Source organism: Acinetobacter sp. UBA6720 (genome assembly GCF_002454215.1).
Classification (GTDB): domain Bacteria; phylum Pseudomonadota; class Gammaproteobacteria; order Pseudomonadales; family Moraxellaceae; genus Acinetobacter.
Map to the genome: position 1 here is coordinate 17,033 of NZ_DKIK01000155.1, position 20,147 is coordinate 37,179.

Here is a 20,147-nt window from a genome sequence, read left to right on the forward strand (position 1 = left end):
TTTTATCGAGGAGTAATACCCAATGTGCTACGCATAGCTCCACCCGTAATGGCAATATCTGCAACTTTCTGCATTGTTCCTGTTGGAGACAGTGCAACTTCTGCTCTAAAAGCAGCCCCTTGTCCACCCACTAATGCCTTATGGTTAAATTGCACTTGGTTGTCGATGACAACTGAATCCTTTTGCATGTGAATTTTTCCATTAAAACCTAAGTGACCTTGCATTTTATTCAAGTTAATACTAGAGGTTTTAGAGGTTGTCCCATTACTGTCCGTATTGCTTAAACTAATAAAACTCCCTTTCTTACTTTCATTACTCTGATCTAAGCTACTTAAAGTATTAAATTCAAAATTTGATTTAAATGACAAATAATTGGTCTGAGGAGTTCCACCTATCGCCTCAAGCCCCGGAATAATGAAAAGCTCACCTTTACCATCCAACATAAATGCAATAGACGTCAGTACATCTTCTTTTCGAGAAAAATTATTAATCGGAACAACTTCTTTAGCACAAGTGCTTACACCTGCTGGACAGTTATATAAGGACCCAGGGAGTTGACCGATTGCTATTTCTGCACTGGCAGCAAATAATAAATTATCTGCTTTGATATAGATCTCATTCTCATTAAAACCAATAACACCATTGGCTTTAAAATATGAATCAATATTTCTTAAGCCTGCATAGTAGTTCACTTCTTCGCCATGCTGACTCATGGCACCATCAATCACAATAATAGACGTTGTTTTCGGATTACCCTGACTATCTTCCCCATAACCGTCTGTCGATACCGCAATGTCGTATCCTAAGCCGTCCTTAACAGTTCCAGCAGTATTGGTATATTTCTTTGCAAAAAAAGCAGCATTAGCATTCAAGTTATAAATTGGAATGCCTAAGCCCCATGTTCCCTCATTAGTGTTATTCACCGCGATTGAATTATCTGAAATAAACCGTGCTTTACGGGCAATCGCTTGAAAATCCATCCCACGCACGGCAATAAATGCCATGTTTGATGCATTCGCTGTCGGTGAAGGATTGTATGTCAGCTCATAATTTTGTGCGCCCAAGATATTCTTGATTTGATCATTAATCACAAAGCCCATAGCATTAGAACGAATGTTATTAATATAAATCTGACCAAAATCAATATAAGCATTTTGACTCGTTAAAGCTGAGTTAGGATCAGTAGATGTACGTACATTGAGTGGCGCTAAGTTTGAAAACTCAATAGCATAACTACCAGTTCCCGTATGTCCCAATTCAAATGTGGTTGGTGCTACAGCTCCAAGTAAACTATTTCCCGTACGCGTAAAATCGGCTGCAACGTTTAAATGCACACCACCCGCATTTTTAAAAGCATAACCCGTAGATGCTGTAGTCTCACTTTCTTGAACATTGCCATTAATCCGATTGACCGTATTAAACTTAGCAATCCCAGTCTGATCTGCATTGAACGCAATCTTGCCATTCGTTAATGCCCCCGATGCTCCGATTCGAATTAAATTTCGTTGAGTTGAGTTTTCTGAACCGTAGCGCATATCAACATTTAAACCAGGGTTTGTTGCAGTACCACTGCGACTCCCATGTACATCGGTCTTATCTTCAACACGCCCAAGTACAATAAGATTATCACCAAGACTCCCTTTGGATGTGAGTACAATACCTTCAGCGTCATCAATATATAAATAGCCATCTGCCGATAAATTAAAGTTCAAATCTTTCAAAGTTAAATTTTGATCACCCTGCCCATAACTGATACTGGCATTTTGTAATTTAAAATCTAAATGTGCTTTCGAATCACGGTTGAATAAGCCATTTGTCGTGGTTAAATACACTTCAAAAGGTGAAATGGTTGATAACTTCAAGCTTCCTAAATTTTGATCGGTTTCACCTGTTGCACAATTCGGCGAACATACCAACATAATTTGAGCAGCAGTTGCGGTAAATGGCGATACACTGGCAGAAAGCTGTATGCCCACACCTTGTGTACCATTGGCTAATTGTGTAGTTCCAACATCGAAATCAAGTTTAGATTGAATATTGTTATAATCATTAGCAGCTTTAATCTCTATATTGTGTAAGCCTGTTTTGACGGGCATCTGGCCAACTTCTGCTGGGTCAACCCAATTTAGTTGCTTAATCTGAATTTTTGATGCTTCGTGCGTAATAGAAATGCCATCTTGACCAGTCACATCACTTAAAGTTTGGTCATTTAAAGCCTGTAATGCATAGCTTTGATTCGCCGCGCAAATGCATAGTGTCAGAAGGTTTAATTTTATTATTTTATGCATTTCAATATCCTTTTGAAACTTTATGACTAGCAGCGACTACTCGCAGTACCTGAACAGTTATAGCTAAAGATTTTTAGATTCCCATCTAGGTGCAAATTCCCATGTACATTGAGCCCCATAAACCCTTGCTCTTGACCTTTGTCGAAGTTGGGTACTGATTTGGTCGTGCCATAGCCATTGTAGGTTGCGGTATTAAAATAGCCCTGATCACCACTTTCAACTGAAAGACTAGCAAAGCCCAAATTACGGATTTTTAACGGTTTATCATCAAAAAACTTGAGTAGCATCGCAGTTTGTGGCTTTCCATCTCTATTCAGAAGTGTAGTCCCTTCCAGTGAAAATTTATCAATTTGCATTGTTCCTTGAAATTGCTTAAATACCAGCCACTTTTGCTGCCCATTTTCTTTATGATTATTTGGGGAAATCGCTATACGGCAGAGTTCTAATAAAGCACAGTCTTGGTTTGCTCGCATTTGATAATATGCTTCCGTCACAATTGCTCGCCCATTCGCATCAACTCCATTAGTCTTAGAGATAGAATTAAGACTCATGTCATTGGCATATTGGTGGTTAATCGAGAGTGTTAAGCTTAAATCCGCCCCTCCCTGACCAGTAACACCCACCAATTCAGTATTATCCAGGTCAACCAAGCCAGCTTGAGATAACATCGGACTAGAGATCAACATGGCTATACATATTTTTTTAATCATGTCAGTCCCCTACAAACCTGTAGTCTTAATTTTAAAATGCTGAATCAACACACCATCAATAGCAACAGAACCCAAGTTCACAGGTGTTGCTGTTCCTGTTCCACGAAATACCACACCTGTAGAATTGGTCGCTGTATTGGCTTTTAAGGTGTTGCTGGTTGGATCACGTGTCACGCTACCGATTGAAATACTGCTGTGTGTTGCATTATTCCCTTGATAATTGACAGCTGTAGAGCCTGCACCTGTTTGTACGATATTTGAACCACAATACGCTACATTACAAGTTGAGCCTTTATATTCAGTACTGGTTCCACCTTCCACATCTGGATAATAGGTATAAATCTGTTTATATATCTCTGGAACTTTGGGTATACGGGTAACTTCAAGAATAATATTTCGCCCTTCAGAACCAACAACAAAAGGTTGGTACATATTCCCCAAAACCAAATTAATGTTAGGACTGTATAAATAAAGCCCCTCACTCGCATCAAAGATAGGAGCCAGTGAACGATCTAAAGCAGGAGTAACAGCAGTACTATCATTGATTGTAGCTGTGCTGATTCGAAATGCTTTGGAGTTTAACAACGATTTATTCGCATCGGTATTTGCATAAACCAGCCCTGATGGATCATCATTCGTATTAATCCGAAGTAAGCTCGCCATCCCAAAAGTCTTGTTTTGTTGATCTAAGGCAGATGCTTGTGTCTGAAATAAACGTATTTGTGAACCATTTAGACTTAACCCATTGGCAACCGCTTGCAAACGAATGCGTTGGTCTACCCTCAAATCAGGATCTGCTGCCGCATTTGTTGTCGTTGGCGCACCAGTAATCGGATCGACTTTATTTTGAGAATTCCAACTCCGAGAAAAGGCATCTAACCATAAGCCTAATTTAATATTGTTATCTGTTTCACTGGCCAAAACTGTCGCCAAAGGGGCCTCTAGCCCCAGAAAACTCACATCAGCACTTGCATTTGACTGTTGAAATTGTTTAATACCCGTAGCAGTTCCTGCACGAAATAACCAAGGGTTAACGTCACTTCCCCATGTGAAGCCCTGATTGCTAAAACGGCTGTTGGCATTATTATCAGATTTTGAAAGAGCTAAACCATAAATGAAAATATCAGCCTTGGTTCGCTTCGTGGTCAGATCATCGGCATTTGTATACTTAGAATAATTTTCACCGATCGGAATAATCCGAATAAAGCCTGTATCATACTGTTGTGGATTAGCAACGCCTCGATTGTAACTCGAGGCTGTCGACATATCATTAGGTCCCTGAAAGACCATTTTAAAATTTTCAGGAAGTAATGCAATGCCCTCACCTGTAGTATCCGCTAGATGTTCATCTGAGAGTGACTCAAGCGCAAAAGTAGACTGCGTCAACATAAGTCCGACAAGACTAGCTAAACAGGATTTTTTAAGCCCTGTAGAATAAATACGATTCGTCATCTCGACCATCCTTATTATTTGATGCTCCGCATCTTTTATGTACTGCATCCTTTGCTTGGCATTCTACTTTGCGCACTATAATTTTTATTTGCGTCAACCAAAGCACCTTAAATTCTTAATTTATTATGCTGAAACTCACACTAAATGCAAAACCAACTGTCCGATAATATTTATTTTCCGATGAATGAATTGACATAAAAAAAGCGGATCAATGATCCGCTTTCTTATATATCAAAAACTTAGGTCTTCGGCAAAGTCACACCTGTTTGCCCTTGGTACTTACCACCACGGTCTTTATACGACGTTTCACACACTTCGTCAGATTCGAAGAACAACATCTGTGCAACACCCTCACCCGCGTATATACGTGCAGGTAGATTCGTCGTGTTCGAGAACTCTAAAGTAACATGACCTTCCCACTCAGGCTCAAGCGGTGTCACGTTTACGATAATACCGCAACGTGCATAGGTTGATTTACCCAAACACACGGTCAACACATTGCGTGGAATACGGAAATACTCAACGGTACGTGCTAAAGCAAATGAGTTCGGTGGAATAATACAAACATCAGCTTCAATGTCGATAAAACTTTTATCATCAAAGTTTTTTGGATCTACAATTGCCGAGTGAACATTGGTAAAAACTTTAAATTCACGTGCACAACGAACATCATAACCATAGCTTGATACGCCATAAGAAATGAGTTTTTGACCATTTTCATCTAAACGAACTTGGTTTTCTGCATACGGTTCGATCATGCCGTGTTTTTCGCTCATTTCGCGAATCCAACGATCAGACTTAATAGCCATTTATTCTTTCCAAAAATCTTAATTTCAATAATTGCGTTGTACTTTAACTGAAATCGCTTTCAATGAAAATAAGCACATCTATGTTCGCAAAGTTTCTGTCTTTAATCTTCAAATTAGAGGCTTAAAATCGCAGAATATCCCAATGGAATTGAAAAGGTCATCAATACAATCGACGCAGTTTTTTGCAAGTTGCATTGGTTCAGCCAACGAATTTTATTGGTTGCTAAAATTGAGCCAATAAATGTCCAAAAAAAGGCAATCGGAATAATCAAAATCAAAAAAATCGACATGTGCGACAAATAATAATCCATATTTGTCCAAGCAATGGTTGGAAAAATGGCTGAAGCAAATAATAAGGCTTTCGGGTTAAGCAAAGTTGCGCAAAAAAGCTCTCGTGCACGAATGGTTGGCTGATTAAAGCTAACCTCGACATCGGCTGTACGCCATAATTTGATGGCCAAATAGATAATATAGCTCGCACTAAACAGCTTTAAAATAGTGGGTAACAATGGTAAGTGTGTAGACACTTTTCCAATGAGAAAACCCCATGCTGTGATTGAGATGAGATAGCCAAAAGCTTCTGCAGGAATAAGCCGCAATGACTTACGGATACCCACTTGAATGCCAGATGAAGCAAGTAAGGTATTGGTCGGTCCTGGGGTCAAAAGAATGGTTATGACTAAACCAATAAAAAACCAAGTGATCATATTCACAGACCCACAGATGTATTCTTATAAGATTAATAAGTCCCCTCAATGAAAGCAATCGAATTTAGTAAACCGAGATAACACTTTTTTTAATTTTTATTCAACAATTAGCACAAATCAAGCCTAAAACCTGTACCAAATCTAGCTTTCATAAATATGAAGTCATAGATTTTATTCTTATTTTGAATCAATGGTTTTATAAATCAAATGGACATGACTAATGAAAAAAAACTATTCAAATGATTTTTAATCAATTACTTTTTAAATAATGCGTATTTTTATTCATCAATCTGATCACGTGAAGTCAAGGATAAAAGAGCCAAGTGAATGGCGTTGAAGATAATAAAACGAGGAAATTGTATAAAAGACAAACTCAGCTCATGCTATTCTCGACTGTCCTTATAAGTCTCGAAACACGTTCAAAAACAATAAAACCATTCCAGTACGTTCCACTACAACAGAAACCAGTGCACAAGCTTCGAGCAAATTACAAAACAAATTAGTCAACATCGGGACAGGTGGTGCATCTGCTCCATGTAATGTAATTAATATCAACTTGTTGTTTGAAATTTATAATAAAACTTATACTTTATATCCAAACTATGGGCAAATTTTGACATCAAAACCTCAGGCATAAAACCTTGACGGTTTAAAAGGAAAATACCTTACAGTGGGCACATAAAACTCTGGAGGCGACACGTCCAGACACATGAGTTTATATTCCCTGTATGGACCACCATTGTGAGTATCGTCTTTACCTCTGTAGTCGGTATTTTGGCGCTGGGGCTACAGCTGAAGGTTACTTTAAAATTGGTTTGAACTGGTTTTAGCAGATGTTCTTAGGTGCAGGTGCTTTATGTATGATTATCCCTGAAACTGTGACTGATATTATTGGGATTTTGATGGTGGTGATTGCGATCAGCATTAATATTTTGCAAGCCAAAAAACAAAATCAGCCCTATTCACTACCCTAAAAAGCAAAAAAGCCCAACTCATCAGGTTGGGCTTTTTTTATTGAGGCTTAATTTAAAAAATACGGGTTTGGTCTTTTTCAGCTTTCGGCAATGCTGCTACAATTTTTTCAGCAATTTGCATATAGCTGTCTGCTGCACTGTCTTCAACTAGAACCGAAGGCTTCCCTGCATCTGCATTTTCACGGATTTGTACATTTAAAGGCAAACGTCCCAAAAGCGGAATAGCATATTGCTCAGACAGTTTATCACCGCCACCCGTACCAAAAATTTGCTCTTCAAATCCACAATTTGAGCAAATATGGGTCGACATATTTTCCACTACACCCATGACTGGAATGTGTACACGATTGAATAATTCAATGCCTTTAGTGGCATCCATAAGTGCCACATTTTGAGGTGTAGTCACAATCACTGCACCTGTCACAGGAATACGCTGCGCAAGGGTCAACTGAATATCGCCTGTACCCGGTGGCATATCAATCATTAAGACATCTAAGTCAGGCCATAAGGTTTGATTGAACAGTTGCATCAATGCCCCTGTCGCTTTTGGCCCACGCCAAGCCACAGGAGTATTATGATCACCCGTTAAATGCCCAATTGATAACACTGCTAAACCATAGGCATCTAAGGGTACAAAGTTTTCCGCTTCAATCATCGGCGTTTTACCCGCATTGCCCAACATGGTCGGAATACTCGGACCATAAATATCAGCATCTAAGACCCCCACTTTTAAGCCGAGCTTTTGCAAAGCAAGTGCAAGGTTTACCGTGGTGGTCGATTTACCTACGCCACCCTTGCCTGAGGATACCAAAATCACATTTTGAATACGTGGATGCTTAGGCACATCACGCTGTTGTGGCGCTGCTTTTTGAATCGGTGGATTGTTTGGATCAGCTTCAACCGATGGTGCAGCGGCTTTGTTTGTTGAACCTGAGGCATCAATCACTGGCGGTAAATTGCTTTTCGGCGCTGCCTGTTTTGATTGGCTTGAACAGCTCTCACCTTCAGCGTGTTGATGTCCGCAGCCACCAGATTTTTCTTTATGCCCAGTTTTTTGCTGAATCACATGCATATTTAATTCTTTGATACCACACGCTTCAAGTGCAACTGCCAAATCATCATGGATCTGCTGTAAATCATCTGCTTCAGCAGGAAAAGTATTCAGGGTAATTTGCAGGATATTGCCTTGCACATTCACTTGAGTAATGCGGTCTTTTAAAGCATTGTTTGAATTGGGCAAGATATAATTTTGCAGCACTGTTTGGATTTCTTCTTCCTTTACCTCCTGCGCAGGAGAAAAAACAGATTTAAGAGAAGAAAGCCACGACATATATTTGCTCCAAATTCGAGTTCACAGCTGAGTGCTATAGTTTAACCACAAAACTTAGAGAGGTTAAGTTAAGTCTTCATAGAATATGCAATGAAAACCGATATTCCTACCAAATCAGTTGGTTTTTTATTAGTAATCTTGTCAAACGCTAATATTTAGCTCTAGAACATTCAAAGTGAAATCAGTGAATTGTTTCAAACTTGAACGTAAAGAATTGTAATTTTTGACTCATCTCACCATTTAAGGTGATGTTTTTGCATAGCAAAATACCTATATTCTGTGGGTCTATAATGAAGCTATATGGAGAAAAACAATGAAATGGGGGATCGCTTTTATTTGCGCTTATTTGCTGTCAGGCCTAAGTTTTGCCGATACATCAACCAACTCGTTTAGGACTCCTACGGGTCAAACCGTGACCATAGGTGACCAAGTTCAGGACATGCAGAAAAAAATCAACTTGTCACCGACTTCAATGGTATCTAAACCGCTAAGCACTGCTCCCGACAGCCCTATGGAAACAGTATATATCTATGAAATACAAAACTTTCGCTATACCATTCGTACCGTGAATAACCAAATTCAAAGTATTACATGGTTTAATTTAGACACAGACCCTGCATCATATACACAGTCTGTGCAGTAACATTTAGGTTATAACAGTCGGCTAGCTAGATAACATTAAGCTTGGTCGTCTTTTTTAAACTTTTGCAGTGTTTCTGTGGCTTTCTTTTTCAATTCGTCAAACTTTTCAGTGGCTTGCACCTTAAACTCTTCCAATTTAATTTCAGCCTCATGCTTTAACTCTGTAGCTTTAAGTTTAGCCTCATCCAGTTTATGTCCTGCTTCAACTTTAAAATGATCCAATTTCTCCTGCGCGACTTGTTTCGCATGCTCAGCTTTGGCTTGTGCAGACTCCAACTTTTGCTCAAAGGCTGCATTAGCTTCAGCTTTACTTTCTTCTACATTCTCTTTTAAGTCAGTCAGTTGCTTTTCAGCATCAAGCTTGGCTTCAGTGGCCTGATGCTTAACATCTTCCACCACTTTCTCACCTTCAAGTTTTGCCGCTTCAGCTTTTAACTTTAAGTCTTCACTCAGTTCAGTCGCTTTGGTTTTTAAATCATCGAGTTTATTATCATTCGTCATGTCACAGCCCTCTATCGTATTTAAAATTTTGCTTAACTCAGAGTTATACCTTGCTTTTTAAGTGCTGACGTCATTTGCATCATTTAGAAACAATAGATGTACAGGATGCATCAATTTTAGATCCATCCTATACTTTTATACGGAACAAACTAACGCTTTAAAGTACTGATAAAACTGATGACTGCAAACAGCCAAATAAACAAAATGAAACTGCGTGCTTGAGTGAAATGGGTCACGTCCGCACCGTGTACCATATTATGACGGCTGGCCGTGACACTAGAACTCGCATCCATTTTCAATGCTTCAAGGCTCAAGAAATACGGATTGATTTCACTGGCAATTTTGACTTTATGCCACAGGCTTTTGACTTCATGGCCTTTCAAGCCCGGCACGATTTTATAGACATCGACAAACTTGGTTTGATTTTGCTGTAAATAACCATGCTCAACTAGGGCATCCGTCAAAATCCCTTCAATTTGACCATAAAGAACCGTAATACAACCGGCATAACACTGCTGTTGATACAGTTTTAAAGTTTCTTCAATCACGCTGCGACGTTGGGCTTGGAATGCCCCCAACTCCATTGCATCATAAGCTTCAAGCAAAGTCGCTTGGAAATAGCCCGTTTGGATTAAATCAGGCAATTGAAACTCAGTCATATCCGCTTCTTTTTGATTGGCCATTTGCCAGAAAAACAACAGATTGAGCACGTCATTGGCGATTGGTTCATCACTTTCATACTCAAGTTGATCGGCCATGATTGCAAAGTATGAATCTTCAGACTCGAGCTGACGGAGTGACTCGACCAATTGTGCATGTGGTCGACTGCCCATTGAAGCAAGGTAGTGTTCAGCTTGTTGTAAAAGTTGATTGCCCAGTAATTTAGTCGCTTGTGGATTTTGCGGAATTCGGGTCACGGGTTCGAAATCAAAATCATCGTCAATCATAAATTGATACTCTTTAATATTCTTAAGAGGTTAAAAAAGAAAACTTTTGAAATCATAGACTATTTAATTTATTGTTTTTTAATTTATCAAGCTCTAATTCAGGATCTATATTTTCATTAATCATATTTAGTAAAACTATATTAGAAAACATAATACAAAAACTTGCATTATCAATATGTTCAATCAAATTAGAATCTATAAACTTTCGCTTAGCTGCGTCATGTACAAGCTCATGTCGTAAATTAAATAAAAATTTCAGAGATTGGAGGTACTTATCTTCGTAAATGGCTATTTTTTCAGGCATATTTTTGAATCTAAATTGCATACCATTTAAAGAACTCCAAAAACCTTTTTTTAAAAATTTAGAAAAAACTCTCTCTATACTTTCAATATTTTGAAAAGACAAACCATTTGTTACAAGTTCACATGGATGAATCATATTCACATGCATATCAACCAATTCATTAATATCATATTTATTTTGATGAATGTGCTTCAATGGCTCTTTGATAAATTCAGAATGGCAAAGTCTAAAAATTGTATCCACTATATCCTTATAGTAGACCTCTACTGCACTTATAAACGATATGACAATTGATCTTTCTATTAAATGACTAAATTCGTTTTCATAATTACTTTCTAATAATTGCTCACTGGCGGTAGAGCATTCTATACATACATTACAGAAATTTTTTATGGGTTCTGCCCCTCTTTCTACTCGATTATTTCTATATTGTTTTATTTCTTGTATACGCATAAGGACTATTCAAAAGATTAAACTCTCGTGATTGTAGCCAACAATCTTATAAGTTTGAAAACTTTTCACCGATTCACTTGTACAAGTCGCGGCTATCTAAGGTAAAATCGTTGACCTTATATAAAATACGAATGAGAGAGTCATATCCGTGCGTAATATTTTAGTCACTAACGCCCTACCATACGCCAATGGCCCCATCCATATGGGACACTTACTCGGTTATATCCAAGCAGATATTTGGGTTCGTGCCATGCGTGCAATGGGACACGATGTGACTTATGTATGTGCGGATGATGCTCACGGTACAGCCATCATGCTACGTGCCGAAGCAAATGGTATTTCACCTGAAGATCAAATTGCCAACGTACAAAAAGAGCACATTCGTGACTTTGACGGTTTCGGTGTACATTTCGATCATTATGATTCGACCAATAGTGATGAAAACAAAGCACGCTCTTCCGAGATTTATATTAAGAACCGTGAAGCAGGCAATATTGCCATCCGTCCTGTCAATCAACTGTTTGATCCTGAAAAAGGCATGTTCCTGTCTGACCGTTTCATTAAAGGCACATGCCCGAAATGTAAATCGGAAGATCAATATGGCGATGCGTGTGAAGTCTGCGGTACAACATACAATGCGACTGAGCTTTTAAATCCAAAATCGACTTTGAGTGGTGCAACGCCTGTAGAGAAATCTTCAGATCATTACTTCTTTAAACTGCCGAATTTCTCTGAATATTTACAAAAATGGACGCGTGACCAAGGTCGCTTACCTGTCTCAATTGCCAACAAACTGGATGAATGGTTTGAAGCGGGTCTATCCGACTGGGATATTTCACGTGATGCACCGTATTTCGGTTTTGAAATTCCAGATGCGCCGAACAAATATTTCTATGTTTGGGTCGATGCGCCGATTGGTTATATGTCGAGTTTTGAAAACTACATCAAGACTAAACGTCCTGATTTAAGTTTTGACGACTTTTGGAAGAAAGACTCTGACAAAGAAGTCTATCACTTCATTGGTAAAGACATCGTTTACTTCCATGCACTGTTCTGGCCTGCAATGCTTGAAGGTGCAAACTACCGTACGCCATCAGGTTTGTTCGTCAATGGTTTCTTGACTGTAAACGGTCAGAAGATGTCTAAATCTCGCGGGACATTCATCAAAGCTGAAACCTATTTAGAACACTTAAACCCTGAGTACTTACGTTACTACTTCGCGTCTAAACTGTCAGATAAAGTTGAAGACTCTGATTTAAACTTGGATGATTTCGTTCAGAAAGTGAACTCTGACTTAGTTGGTAAAGTGGTGAATATTGCGAGCCGTTGTGCAAAATTCATCAATACCAAGTTTGAGAATAAATTATCAGCAACTTGTGCAGAGCCTGAATTGGTACAAAGCTTTATTGATGCGGGCGATTCAATTGCGAAAGCATACGAAGCACGTGAGTTCTCTGCTGCGATTCGTGAAATCATGGCACTTGCAGATAAAGCCAACCAATATATTGATGAGAAAAAACCTTGGGCTTTAGCAAAAATTGAAGGCGAAGAGCAACAAGTACACGATGTATGTTCGGTCGGGATTAACCTGTTCCGCCAACTTGCCGTTTACTTAGCGCCTGTACTTCCAACCTTAGCGGCTCAAGTGCAAGCTTTCTTACAACTTGAAAGTTTTAACTTTGAATCACGTAAGCAAGTTTTAGTTGCGCATGAAATTGCTCAATTCCAAGCATTGATGCAACGTGTAGACCCTAAAGCGGTTGCGGCAATGGTCGATGCTTCTAAAGACTCTTTAGCGGCTGCGGCAGAAGCACCAAAAGTTGAAAAGAAAAAAGAGAAGAAAGTTGCACCTGTGAAAGTTGAACCTAAAGTCGGCGAGGCAGAAGTGATTGGCATTGAAGACTTTATGAAAGTTGACCTACGTGTAGCCGAAGTTTTGGAAGCTGCAACGGTAGAAGGTTCGGATAAATTGCTTCAACTGACTTTAAATGTCGGTGAAGCTGAACCGCGTAACGTGTTTAGCGGTATTCGTGAGTTTTATCAGCCAGAAGACTTAAAAGGCAAATTGGTGGTGATGGTGGCTAACCTTGCACCGCGTAAAATGCGTTTTGGTATTTCAAACGGTATGGTGCTTGCAGCAGGTAATGGCGAAGGTGTTTGGGTGATTTCACCTGAATCTGGTGCTAAACCGGGTGATAAAGTATCTTAAGGTTTAATCTTTAAAAGAAAAGCCTCTACATTGTAGGGGCTTTTTTATTGCTTTCTTTTATTCCCTCATCCTAACCTCTTCCCAGAGGAAAAAGGAGCATTCATTAAAGAATTTATAACAGTATTACATCACATGACTAGCGACATGGATGTCGCCCGTTCGTTAGGGGGCACAAGGACGTGCCCCTAACGAACAAAGGGGTTTCGTTACTTTCTCCACAACAAAAATAAATAAAAAACTGCTCATATTATTTAAATATCAATAATTTACTGATAATCTCTAGATAATTTACTTATCGATATGAAAATTAATGAAAACCCCATTACTAAGAAAAGGCAAAACAAAATCCTTATTAGAAAGTTCAATCGATTGTGCTCTATTAGCAGTCGAAATTTACAATAAACCTAGAGCACCTTTTAGAGTTGAAACTTTTATTACACACATGGTTATGGCTTGGACAAGACTATTCCAAGCTCACTTTAACCATACAATTGGAGACACATATTTCCATAAAGAGAAAAATGGAAGGTATCAACTGATTGATGGTGATAAAAAAGCATGGGAATTAAAAACATGCATAAAAGAATATGCAAAATTATCAGAAGCAGTAAAAATTAACTTAGAATTTTTTATAAAATTAAGAAATAAAATTGAACATCGAACAATTGATAAAGATGAAATCGGGTTGACAATTTTCGGCGAATGCCAAGCACTTCTATATAACTATGAAAATGAATTAATTAAATTATTCGGAGAGGAATATGCGATTAATGAAAGTTTAGCTCATTCCTTACAATTTTCCAGAATGAGAACAACTCAGCAAAAAAAAGCTAGTAAACAATTACTTTCTACAGAATATAAAGACTTGATAGAATTTATTCAGAAATATCGTGATCATATTCGTGATGATGTATTTGCATCACAAGAGTACAGTATCAAATTGATCCAAATTCCCAAAATTGCCAATACCAATAAAAGTGATTTAGCAGTTGAGTTTGTGAACTGGAGTTCAATTTCAGAAGAAGATAAAGAAAAATATGATCACCTCACAGCAATTATTAAAGATAAAGTCGTAAAGCTTGAAGGCGTTAATATCGGCAAACTGAAACCAAGCAAAGTTTTAGAAGAGGTTAACAAATCTATCAATTTGAAATTGACACATAATGATCATAAACAATTGCTTTGTATCTTTAAAATCAGACCTTATTCTGATTTTAGTCCCGATAGCGATGCTTTTGAAACAAACCCTGATTACTATCATTATGACGAACCTCATAATGACTATTTATATCAAGATGAATGGATAACTTTTTTGATAGAACTTATAACTAAGAACAAACTTTCTAGAGAGGAATGGAAAAACTTTTTTAAACAAAAGAAAATATTAAAAATAGAAAATTATGAATAATAATTAAACCTAAACTAGGAGCAAAATTGGGTGACGAAGTATCTTAATTAACACTATTCAAACTGATAAAACTCCCACTTTTGATGAGTTATTGTTTTTATCAGATAAAATTTATTCAAAAATATGCTAAAAAATACATGTCTCCTAAGCTAAACATAATCATGAAAATGCTAAATACAAAAATGGCGATGACTATCCTGGCACTGAGTGCATGTATAGCGATGCCCCAAGCTCAAGCTGTAGAAGCACAAACAAAATCCATAGCACAACAAAAACAAGTTTCAGGCTATTACCAATACCAAATGGGTGATGTACAAATCACCGCCCTGCTCGATGGCACTAACTTCATGTCGCCTAAACTCTTTCAAAACATTCCAGAAAAAGAAGTACATGAAATTTTAAAGAAATACGCTGCTGACCAAGAGAAAGGTGTACAAACCTCTGTCAATGCCTTCCTCGTGAATACAGGTCATTCGCTGGTTTTAGTGGATAGCGGTGCTGCGAGCTGTTTTGGCGCACATTTGGGTTCAGTATTAAGCAATTTAAAAGCGTCAGGCTATAAATCAGAACAAGTCGATACCATTTTATTGACGCACCTGCACCCAGACCATGTGTGTGGTATTAGCCAAAATGGAGTAGCAAACTTTCCCAATGCAACGGTTTATGTCTCGAATGATGAAGCAAAATATTGGTTAGATCCAAAACAAGCTGTTAAATTGCCGAAAGAGAAACAAGCCAATTACTTAGGTACAGTTGAGAAAATTAAACAAGCCATTGCACCCTATCAAGCCAAACAACGCTTCAAAACGTATCAATTGGGCGATCAAATTCAGGGCTTTAAAGTGATTAATACCGCGGGGCATACACCCGGACATTTTAGCTATGAGTTAAAAACCAAAGATGAAACGATGGTCTTTATTGGTGACATTGTGCACTCACATACCGTGCAATTTGATAAACCTACAACGGCAATTGATTATGATATCGACCCGAAAAAAGCGGTACAAACACGCTTAAAGCAATTTGCGGAATATGCGAAAGGCGAGCAAACCATTGCAGCACCACACTTGCCATTCCCCGGCATTGGGCATATTTATTCAGCAGATGGGAAAAGCTATCAATGGATTCCTGTTCATTTTAAGGATTGATGACGTATAAAAAACCCTCTCATTTTTGGAGAGGGTTAACCTGAGCTCAAACAGTTACTTCATTCCAAAAATAAGTTTTAAACCCAATCCCGTCATCACAGCCCCAGCAACACGATCAAATACTTTCTTAAACTTTAAATATACACGACGTGGCTTTTCCGCAGACAAGGCCACCGCCACAAGCGAATACCAACCTGCATCAATAAAAAAGCACAGCATCGGCAATACCACATAGAAATAAGTTGGAATTTCTTTGGGTAAAAGTGCAGTAAAAATACTGGCAAGAATAATGGCAATTTTAGGATTACTGAGCTGAGTAATCAGCCCCAACCGAAAAGCCTGTACATAACTCATCGTCTTTACAGAACCATTTACAGCTTCCATCGGTTCTTTAGCATGTTTAATGATTTTATACGCCAGCCAAAGTAAGTACAAACCGCCAAAAACTTTCAAAGCAATATAAGCGGACGGTACAGCCAACAAAATTGCTTGTAACCCCATGACTGCAAGCAAACCAAACAATGCAGCGCCTGTGCCTGTACCTAAAGCAGTAAATAAACCATGTTTACGTGAAATCGCAATTGAATTTTTGGCGACATAAATAAATGTTGGACCAGGACTAATAGCACCTAACATTAATGCCAAAGTAATAGAGCCTAAAATCAATAATGATTCCAAGAGTGACCTCTAAGTTGAGAGAATTTGATCAGCAACGATTTTACGCTAAACAAGGTTGTTACGATATTCACTTTATCAATTATTTTTCACGTTTATATTTCAATGTATAGGCTCTACGCCATTCGATTATATCTTTTAATGATCAATACATAGCCTATTTTAAAACACATTTCGCGTACAAAAAAAATATGCCAACAATAGAGCAATTACTCCATAAAAAATAATAACATCAATTATTTAAATCATATTAAATTTTAATAAAAAGACAAATGTGTATTAAAAATAACCATTATCTACATATTTTTGATTACAAAATATAATGAGTGGATTGCTTCCCATTTCATACATTTTTCATATATAAAAAGACATACTATTTTTAAGGTTTTTCTAAACCAATTTTTTTACTTCATAATTTTTAACATCATAATTAAAGGTGAACCATGCAAAATAAGAAGCGCACCCCATTAGACGCACAACAGTCCCATCTTTGGATTATTGGTGGTGGTATCGCAGGTATGGCTGCTGCTGCATTTGCAATCCGTGATGCCAAAGTTCCCGCCAAAAATATCCATATTTTAGAAGAACTCGATATTTCAGGTGGCTCGATGGACGGTGGACATACCCCGCACGCCGCACAAGCTTGGGTGACACGTGGTGGGCGAATGCTGACCGATGAAACTTATTTGTGCCTATGGGATTTATTTTCCAGTATTCCATCCTTAGAAAATCCAGACATTTCGGTGCGTGAAGAGTGTCGTGAGTTTAATGAAAAAGTGAAAACCCATGCCAATGCACGTTTGATTGATGCCGAACATGTCATTGCGGATGCAGCAAAACTTGGGCTGAATACGCTACATCGTGCACAAATGCTACGCTTATTGGCTTCAAAAGAAGAAAAAATTGGCAGCCGCCGCATTGATGAGTTTTTTGATGAGGCCTTTTTTGAAACCAATTTCTGGCGCATGTGGCGCACGACTTTCGCTTTTCAAAAATGGCACAGTGCAGCAGAGTTAAGACGCTATTTCTTACGTTTTATTCAAGAACTACCGCGTATTCATACTTTAGCAGGTGTGAAACGCACCAAGTACAACCAATATGATTCAATGATTCTGCCCTTACAGCGTTGGCTAGTCGCACAAGGTGTCGATGTGCGTTTTGGACACTATGTCACAGATGCAGACTTCATTACCAATGCTGAAACTCAAGAGCGCCATGCCTCGCGCCTATATGTACAATTGCCTGAAGGCACAGAGCAAATTAATCTAAAAGCCAATGATTTAGCCATTTTCACTTTAGGCTCTATTACCGCAGACTCGCGTTATGGTGGTAATCATGACGTACCTGCCCTCATTCGTAATCGAGAAGATCATGGCTGGACGCTTTGGGAAACTCTGGCACAAAAAGCCCCAGACTTTGGCCGTCCCATGACTTTTTATGGCAATGTCGATGAACATAAGTGGGAGTCATTTACACTGACCATGAAAGATGACGTGCTACTTAAACGTATTATTGACTATACAGGCAATGAACCGGGTACAGGCGCACTGATGACTTGGTACGAGTCGGGTTGGCATTTATCCATCGTAGTTCCCGCACAGCCACACTTTGCCGACTTACCTGAAGGTTTATATACCTTATGGGGCTACGGTTTCCAAATTGACCATATAGGCGATTACATCAAAAAACCAATGTCCGAAGCCACAGGGCAAGAAATTCTAACAGAGCTGATTAAACAACTCGGTTTTGAGGACATTTTAGATCATGTTTTGGCAACGACTGATGTTACTACCGCCATGATGCCATACGCCTCTGCCCTGTTTGCCTGCCGTAAACCGGGGGATCGTCCACAAGTGATTCCGCAAGGCTCACAAAACTTTGCTTTCCTTGGACAGTTTGTGGAAATTGAAGATGACGTGGTCTTTACTGTGGAATATTCAGTTCGTGGGGCGATGCTTGCCATTTATGAGTTCTTTGGGGTGGAACGTGAAATCCCTGAAATTTACAATGGTCTACTTGATCCAAAAGTGGGTTTAAAAGCTTTAGAAACAGTGTTCCACTAAGTTTTTAATATATAGCGATAAGAGCACTCTTCTGTGCTCTTATCACTTTTATTGCGTAGTGATTTACAAACCAAGCTCGCCTCTTTACAACAACGCATCAACAATAATGTTTTGATCCAAGAAGGCGATGAACTGAGTGAAGACCCCAATGCACTGATGGGTGAGGCCTTTAGTGTAAATACAGAGTTACATCATCTGATTGAAAAAATTCATGCGACCAATGCTCAAGCTAAAACCAGCACAGGCCAATCCATGCTCAGTGTTTTAAACACACGTGATTTGCTCACTCAACAGCATCGTATTATCCAACAGGCCATCGACAGTTCACGACGTGAAAATGGTCGTTATAGTTCCAGTGAAATTCGCTGGGTTAAAACCATAGCGGTTGCAGACTTGCAAAAACAAGCTGATGCAATTAGCCAGCAACTCAGACAAAATAACTTAGAGATTCAAGCTTCAAATTGGCAAATCGAACTAATCTAACCAATTTGAGCCACAACAGTTTGGGCATATTGGGCGAGTACAAAGCCTTTTATACGTTTGTAAGGCTTTAATTCAACAAACGTTTGCAGGAAGTAAGACGTCTACTTCATATTTTCACAAATCTGACGTAGCACAATGCATCTTTTATACTGCACATCGCACCTTGCACCACCATGTACTGACAATATGCCTCCCTATTTTACATCTTAGTAGGCATCAGCCTGTCTAGACGTTTTCTGATTAAAAGCCATTTCTTGTGATGGAAGTTTATAGTCACGATCATGCACAGGAACTCCGCCAATAATCATGGTACGAGCCTCAGTTCTAGGCTGATTCAAATCCTTTTTTGCATCACACGCGGTTAGCTGAGTGAGCAATAAAACCAATACTAGGGTAGATAAGGTTTTCATCATATCCCCTCATTTATCATTATTGTGCTTTCAGCATAGCACTTTTATTTTTCCAATCCTATCGACTTTGTTACAACTCTTATCTATCTACATGATGGTTCTGTGCGTATTTTTTTATTTCAAGAAAAATCAATCATTCGTTTATAAAACAATAATATAAATGATTTAAGTTAACCAAAATTCGATTTAAATATTTATCCGACGTATTGAAAAAACTATCTTGGCGGAGTCTTATCTTGTTTTATTTAATTTCTTCATCAGCCTGCGGCTCGCCCTACTTTTGTTTCGACAAAAGTAGGCAAAACCATTGTCATCTGCAAAACCTGTTCATTCCTTGGATTTATTCAAATGTAGCGAATAAAACATTATCTTATTTACACCATGCAGGTTGCAGATGACGTTTCCGAGTCGCCTATTTCTTATTGAAATTAGATTAAATTAGAAAAAGACAACCTGATTTACAAAATCTTACAGGATTAAATATTTACAACGGACACTTTTGTCCGTTAAATAATAGCACTCCCAAATCAAATGAAATAATCACCATGACCAGTCGTCAACAGCGTGCTGCACAAAACCGTGAGGAATTGCTGGAAGCTGCAGTTCAGGTTTTTCGTACACACGGAATCAATGC

18 protein-coding genes are annotated in these 20,147 nt (G+C 38.5%); 7 read left to right on the top strand and 11 right to left on the bottom strand.

Annotated features, from left to right (window positions below):
* Positions 1-2: 2 nt before the first annotated feature.
* From B4F08_RS13700 to B4F08_RS13720, 5 genes are all read right to left on the bottom strand, one after another.
* On the bottom strand, positions 3-2,288 hold the full coding sequence (locus B4F08_RS13700; protein WP_291374789.1) for a DUF6160 family protein: 2,286 nt from the start codon (positions 2,286-2,288) through the stop codon (positions 3-5).
* Between the two features lie 26 nt (positions 2,289-2,314).
* Positions 2,315-2,998: a hypothetical protein gene (locus B4F08_RS13705; protein WP_086208521.1), complete on the bottom strand. Its 684-nt coding sequence runs from the start codon at positions 2,996-2,998 to the stop codon at positions 2,315-2,317.
* 9 nt (positions 2,999-3,007) lie between these two features.
* The gene (locus B4F08_RS13710) at positions 3,008-4,450 is read right to left on the bottom strand and encodes a hypothetical protein (RefSeq protein WP_291374790.1); all 1,443 of its coding nucleotides are present in this window, start codon (positions 4,448-4,450) and stop codon (positions 3,008-3,010) included.
* Between the two features lie 239 nt (positions 4,451-4,689).
* A complete protein-coding gene (gene dcd, locus B4F08_RS13715) occupies positions 4,690-5,259 on the bottom strand; it encodes a dCTP deaminase (RefSeq protein WP_004694514.1) in 570 nt (189 codons plus the stop codon).
* A gap of 113 nt (positions 5,260-5,372) precedes the next feature.
* Complete coding sequence (locus B4F08_RS13720) at positions 5,373-5,966, bottom strand: LysE family translocator (RefSeq protein ID WP_086208523.1); 594 nt, start codon at positions 5,964-5,966, stop codon at positions 5,373-5,375.
* An 833-nt stretch (positions 5,967-6,799) separates the two neighbouring features.
* On the opposite strand from B4F08_RS13720, the gene B4F08_RS13725 reads away from it, so the two are divergent.
* The gene (locus B4F08_RS13725) at positions 6,800-6,940 is read left to right on the top strand and encodes a hypothetical protein (protein ID WP_291374792.1); all 141 of its coding nucleotides are present in this window, start codon (positions 6,800-6,802) and stop codon (positions 6,938-6,940) included.
* A 52-nt stretch (positions 6,941-6,992) separates the two neighbouring features.
* On the opposite strand, the gene apbC is transcribed toward B4F08_RS13725, so the two are convergent.
* Positions 6,993-8,270 (bottom strand): iron-sulfur cluster carrier protein ApbC, encoded by a 1,278-nt coding sequence (gene apbC / locus B4F08_RS13730; RefSeq protein WP_291374794.1) that lies wholly within the window; start codon positions 8,268-8,270, stop codon positions 6,993-6,995.
* Positions 8,271-8,583: 313 nt separating this feature from the next.
* Between apbC and B4F08_RS13735 the strand changes: the two genes are divergently transcribed.
* Positions 8,584-8,913, top strand: a complete 330-nt coding sequence (locus B4F08_RS13735; protein WP_151707173.1) for a hypothetical protein — start codon at positions 8,584-8,586, stop codon at positions 8,911-8,913.
* Between the two features lie 35 nt (positions 8,914-8,948).
* Here the strand turns inward: B4F08_RS13735 and B4F08_RS13740 are convergent, their stop codons facing one another.
* The 3 genes from B4F08_RS13740 to B4F08_RS13750 form a co-directional block, all read right to left on the bottom strand.
* Positions 8,949-9,413, bottom strand: a complete 465-nt coding sequence (locus B4F08_RS13740; protein WP_291374795.1) for a hypothetical protein — start codon at positions 9,411-9,413, stop codon at positions 8,949-8,951.
* A gap of 149 nt (positions 9,414-9,562) precedes the next feature.
* Complete coding sequence (locus B4F08_RS13745) at positions 9,563-10,360, bottom strand: hypothetical protein (protein WP_291374797.1); 798 nt, start codon at positions 10,358-10,360, stop codon at positions 9,563-9,565.
* A 52-nt stretch (positions 10,361-10,412) separates the two neighbouring features.
* Positions 10,413-11,117: a hypothetical protein gene (locus B4F08_RS13750; protein WP_178928993.1), complete on the bottom strand. Its 705-nt coding sequence runs from the start codon at positions 11,115-11,117 to the stop codon at positions 10,413-10,415.
* 148 nt (positions 11,118-11,265) lie between these two features.
* Between B4F08_RS13750 and metG the strand changes: the two genes are divergently transcribed.
* The 3 genes from metG (at position 11,266) to B4F08_RS13765 (ending at position 15,882) form a co-directional block, all read left to right on the top strand.
* On the top strand, positions 11,266-13,326 hold the full coding sequence (metG, locus tag B4F08_RS13755) for a methionine--tRNA ligase (protein ID WP_291374800.1): 2,061 nt from the start codon (positions 11,266-11,268) through the stop codon (positions 13,324-13,326).
* 310 nt (positions 13,327-13,636) lie between these two features.
* Positions 13,637-14,734, top strand: coding sequence for a DUF3644 domain-containing protein (locus B4F08_RS13760; protein WP_291374802.1), 1,098 nt, complete (start codon positions 13,637-13,639; stop codon positions 14,732-14,734).
* A gap of 221 nt (positions 14,735-14,955) precedes the next feature.
* The gene (locus tag B4F08_RS13765; RefSeq protein WP_291374807.1) at positions 14,956-15,882 is read left to right on the top strand and encodes an MBL fold metallo-hydrolase; all 927 of its coding nucleotides are present in this window, start codon (positions 14,956-14,958) and stop codon (positions 15,880-15,882) included.
* A 54-nt stretch (positions 15,883-15,936) separates the two neighbouring features.
* On the opposite strand, the gene B4F08_RS13770 is transcribed toward B4F08_RS13765, so the two are convergent.
* A complete protein-coding gene (locus B4F08_RS13770) occupies positions 15,937-16,560 on the bottom strand; it encodes a LysE family translocator (protein WP_086208531.1) in 624 nt (207 codons plus the stop codon).
* A 440-nt stretch (positions 16,561-17,000) separates the two neighbouring features.
* On the opposite strand from B4F08_RS13770, the gene B4F08_RS13775 reads away from it, so the two are divergent.
* Both B4F08_RS13775 and B4F08_RS13780 read left to right on the top strand, forming a co-directional pair.
* Positions 17,001-18,620, top strand: a complete 1,620-nt coding sequence (locus tag B4F08_RS13775; RefSeq protein ID WP_086208532.1) for an oleate hydratase — start codon at positions 17,001-17,003, stop codon at positions 18,618-18,620.
* Positions 18,621-18,653: 33 nt separating this feature from the next.
* A complete protein-coding gene (locus B4F08_RS13780) occupies positions 18,654-19,103 on the top strand; it encodes a DIP1984 family protein (RefSeq protein WP_291374806.1) in 450 nt (149 codons plus the stop codon).
* Between the two features lie 206 nt (positions 19,104-19,309).
* Here the strand turns inward: B4F08_RS13780 and B4F08_RS13785 are convergent, their stop codons facing one another.
* Positions 19,310-19,513, bottom strand: a complete 204-nt coding sequence (locus B4F08_RS13785) for an NF038215 family lipoprotein (protein WP_087527765.1) — start codon at positions 19,511-19,513, stop codon at positions 19,310-19,312.
* Between the last annotated feature and the right edge of the window lie 634 nt (positions 19,514-20,147).

Bases quoted from the DNA above. Each gene is read 5' to 3' on its own strand.
- B4F08_RS13740 (WP_291374795.1), bottom strand. From the start codon at position 9,413: ATGACGAATGATAATAAACTCGATGATTTAAAAACCAAAGCGACTGAA.
- B4F08_RS13745 (WP_291374797.1), bottom strand. From the start codon at position 10,360: ATGATTGACGATGATTTTGATTTCGAACCCGTGACCCGAATTCCGCAA.
- B4F08_RS13705 (WP_086208521.1), bottom strand. From the start codon at position 2,998: ATGATTAAAAAAATATGTATAGCCATGTTGATCTCTAGTCCGATGTTA.
- B4F08_RS13760 (WP_291374802.1), top strand. From the start codon at position 13,637: ATGAAAACCCCATTACTAAGAAAAGGCAAAACAAAATCCTTATTAGAA.
- B4F08_RS13775 (WP_086208532.1), top strand. From the start codon at position 17,001: ATGCAAAATAAGAAGCGCACCCCATTAGACGCACAACAGTCCCATCTT.
- B4F08_RS13785 (WP_087527765.1), bottom strand. From the start codon at position 19,513: ATGAAAACCTTATCTACCCTAGTATTGGTTTTATTGCTCACTCAGCTA.
- B4F08_RS13720 (WP_086208523.1), bottom strand. From the start codon at position 5,966: ATGATCACTTGGTTTTTTATTGGTTTAGTCATAACCATTCTTTTGACC.
- B4F08_RS13750 (WP_178928993.1), bottom strand. From the start codon at position 11,117: ATGCGTATACAAGAAATAAAACAATATAGAAATAATCGAGTAGAAAGA.
- B4F08_RS13765 (WP_291374807.1), top strand. From the start codon at position 14,956: ATGCCCCAAGCTCAAGCTGTAGAAGCACAAACAAAATCCATAGCACAA.
- B4F08_RS13700 (WP_291374789.1), bottom strand. From the start codon at position 2,288: ATGCATAAAATAATAAAATTAAACCTTCTGACACTATGCATTTGCGCG.
- B4F08_RS13725 (WP_291374792.1), top strand. From the start codon at position 6,800: ATGTTCTTAGGTGCAGGTGCTTTATGTATGATTATCCCTGAAACTGTG.
- apbC (WP_291374794.1), bottom strand. From the start codon at position 8,270: ATGTCGTGGCTTTCTTCTCTTAAATCTGTTTTTTCTCCTGCGCAGGAG.
- B4F08_RS13710 (WP_291374790.1), bottom strand. From the start codon at position 4,450: ATGACGAATCGTATTTATTCTACAGGGCTTAAAAAATCCTGTTTAGCT.
- dcd (WP_004694514.1), bottom strand. From the start codon at position 5,259: ATGGCTATTAAGTCTGATCGTTGGATTCGCGAAATGAGCGAAAAACAC.
- B4F08_RS13735 (WP_151707173.1), top strand. From the start codon at position 8,584: ATGAAATGGGGGATCGCTTTTATTTGCGCTTATTTGCTGTCAGGCCTA.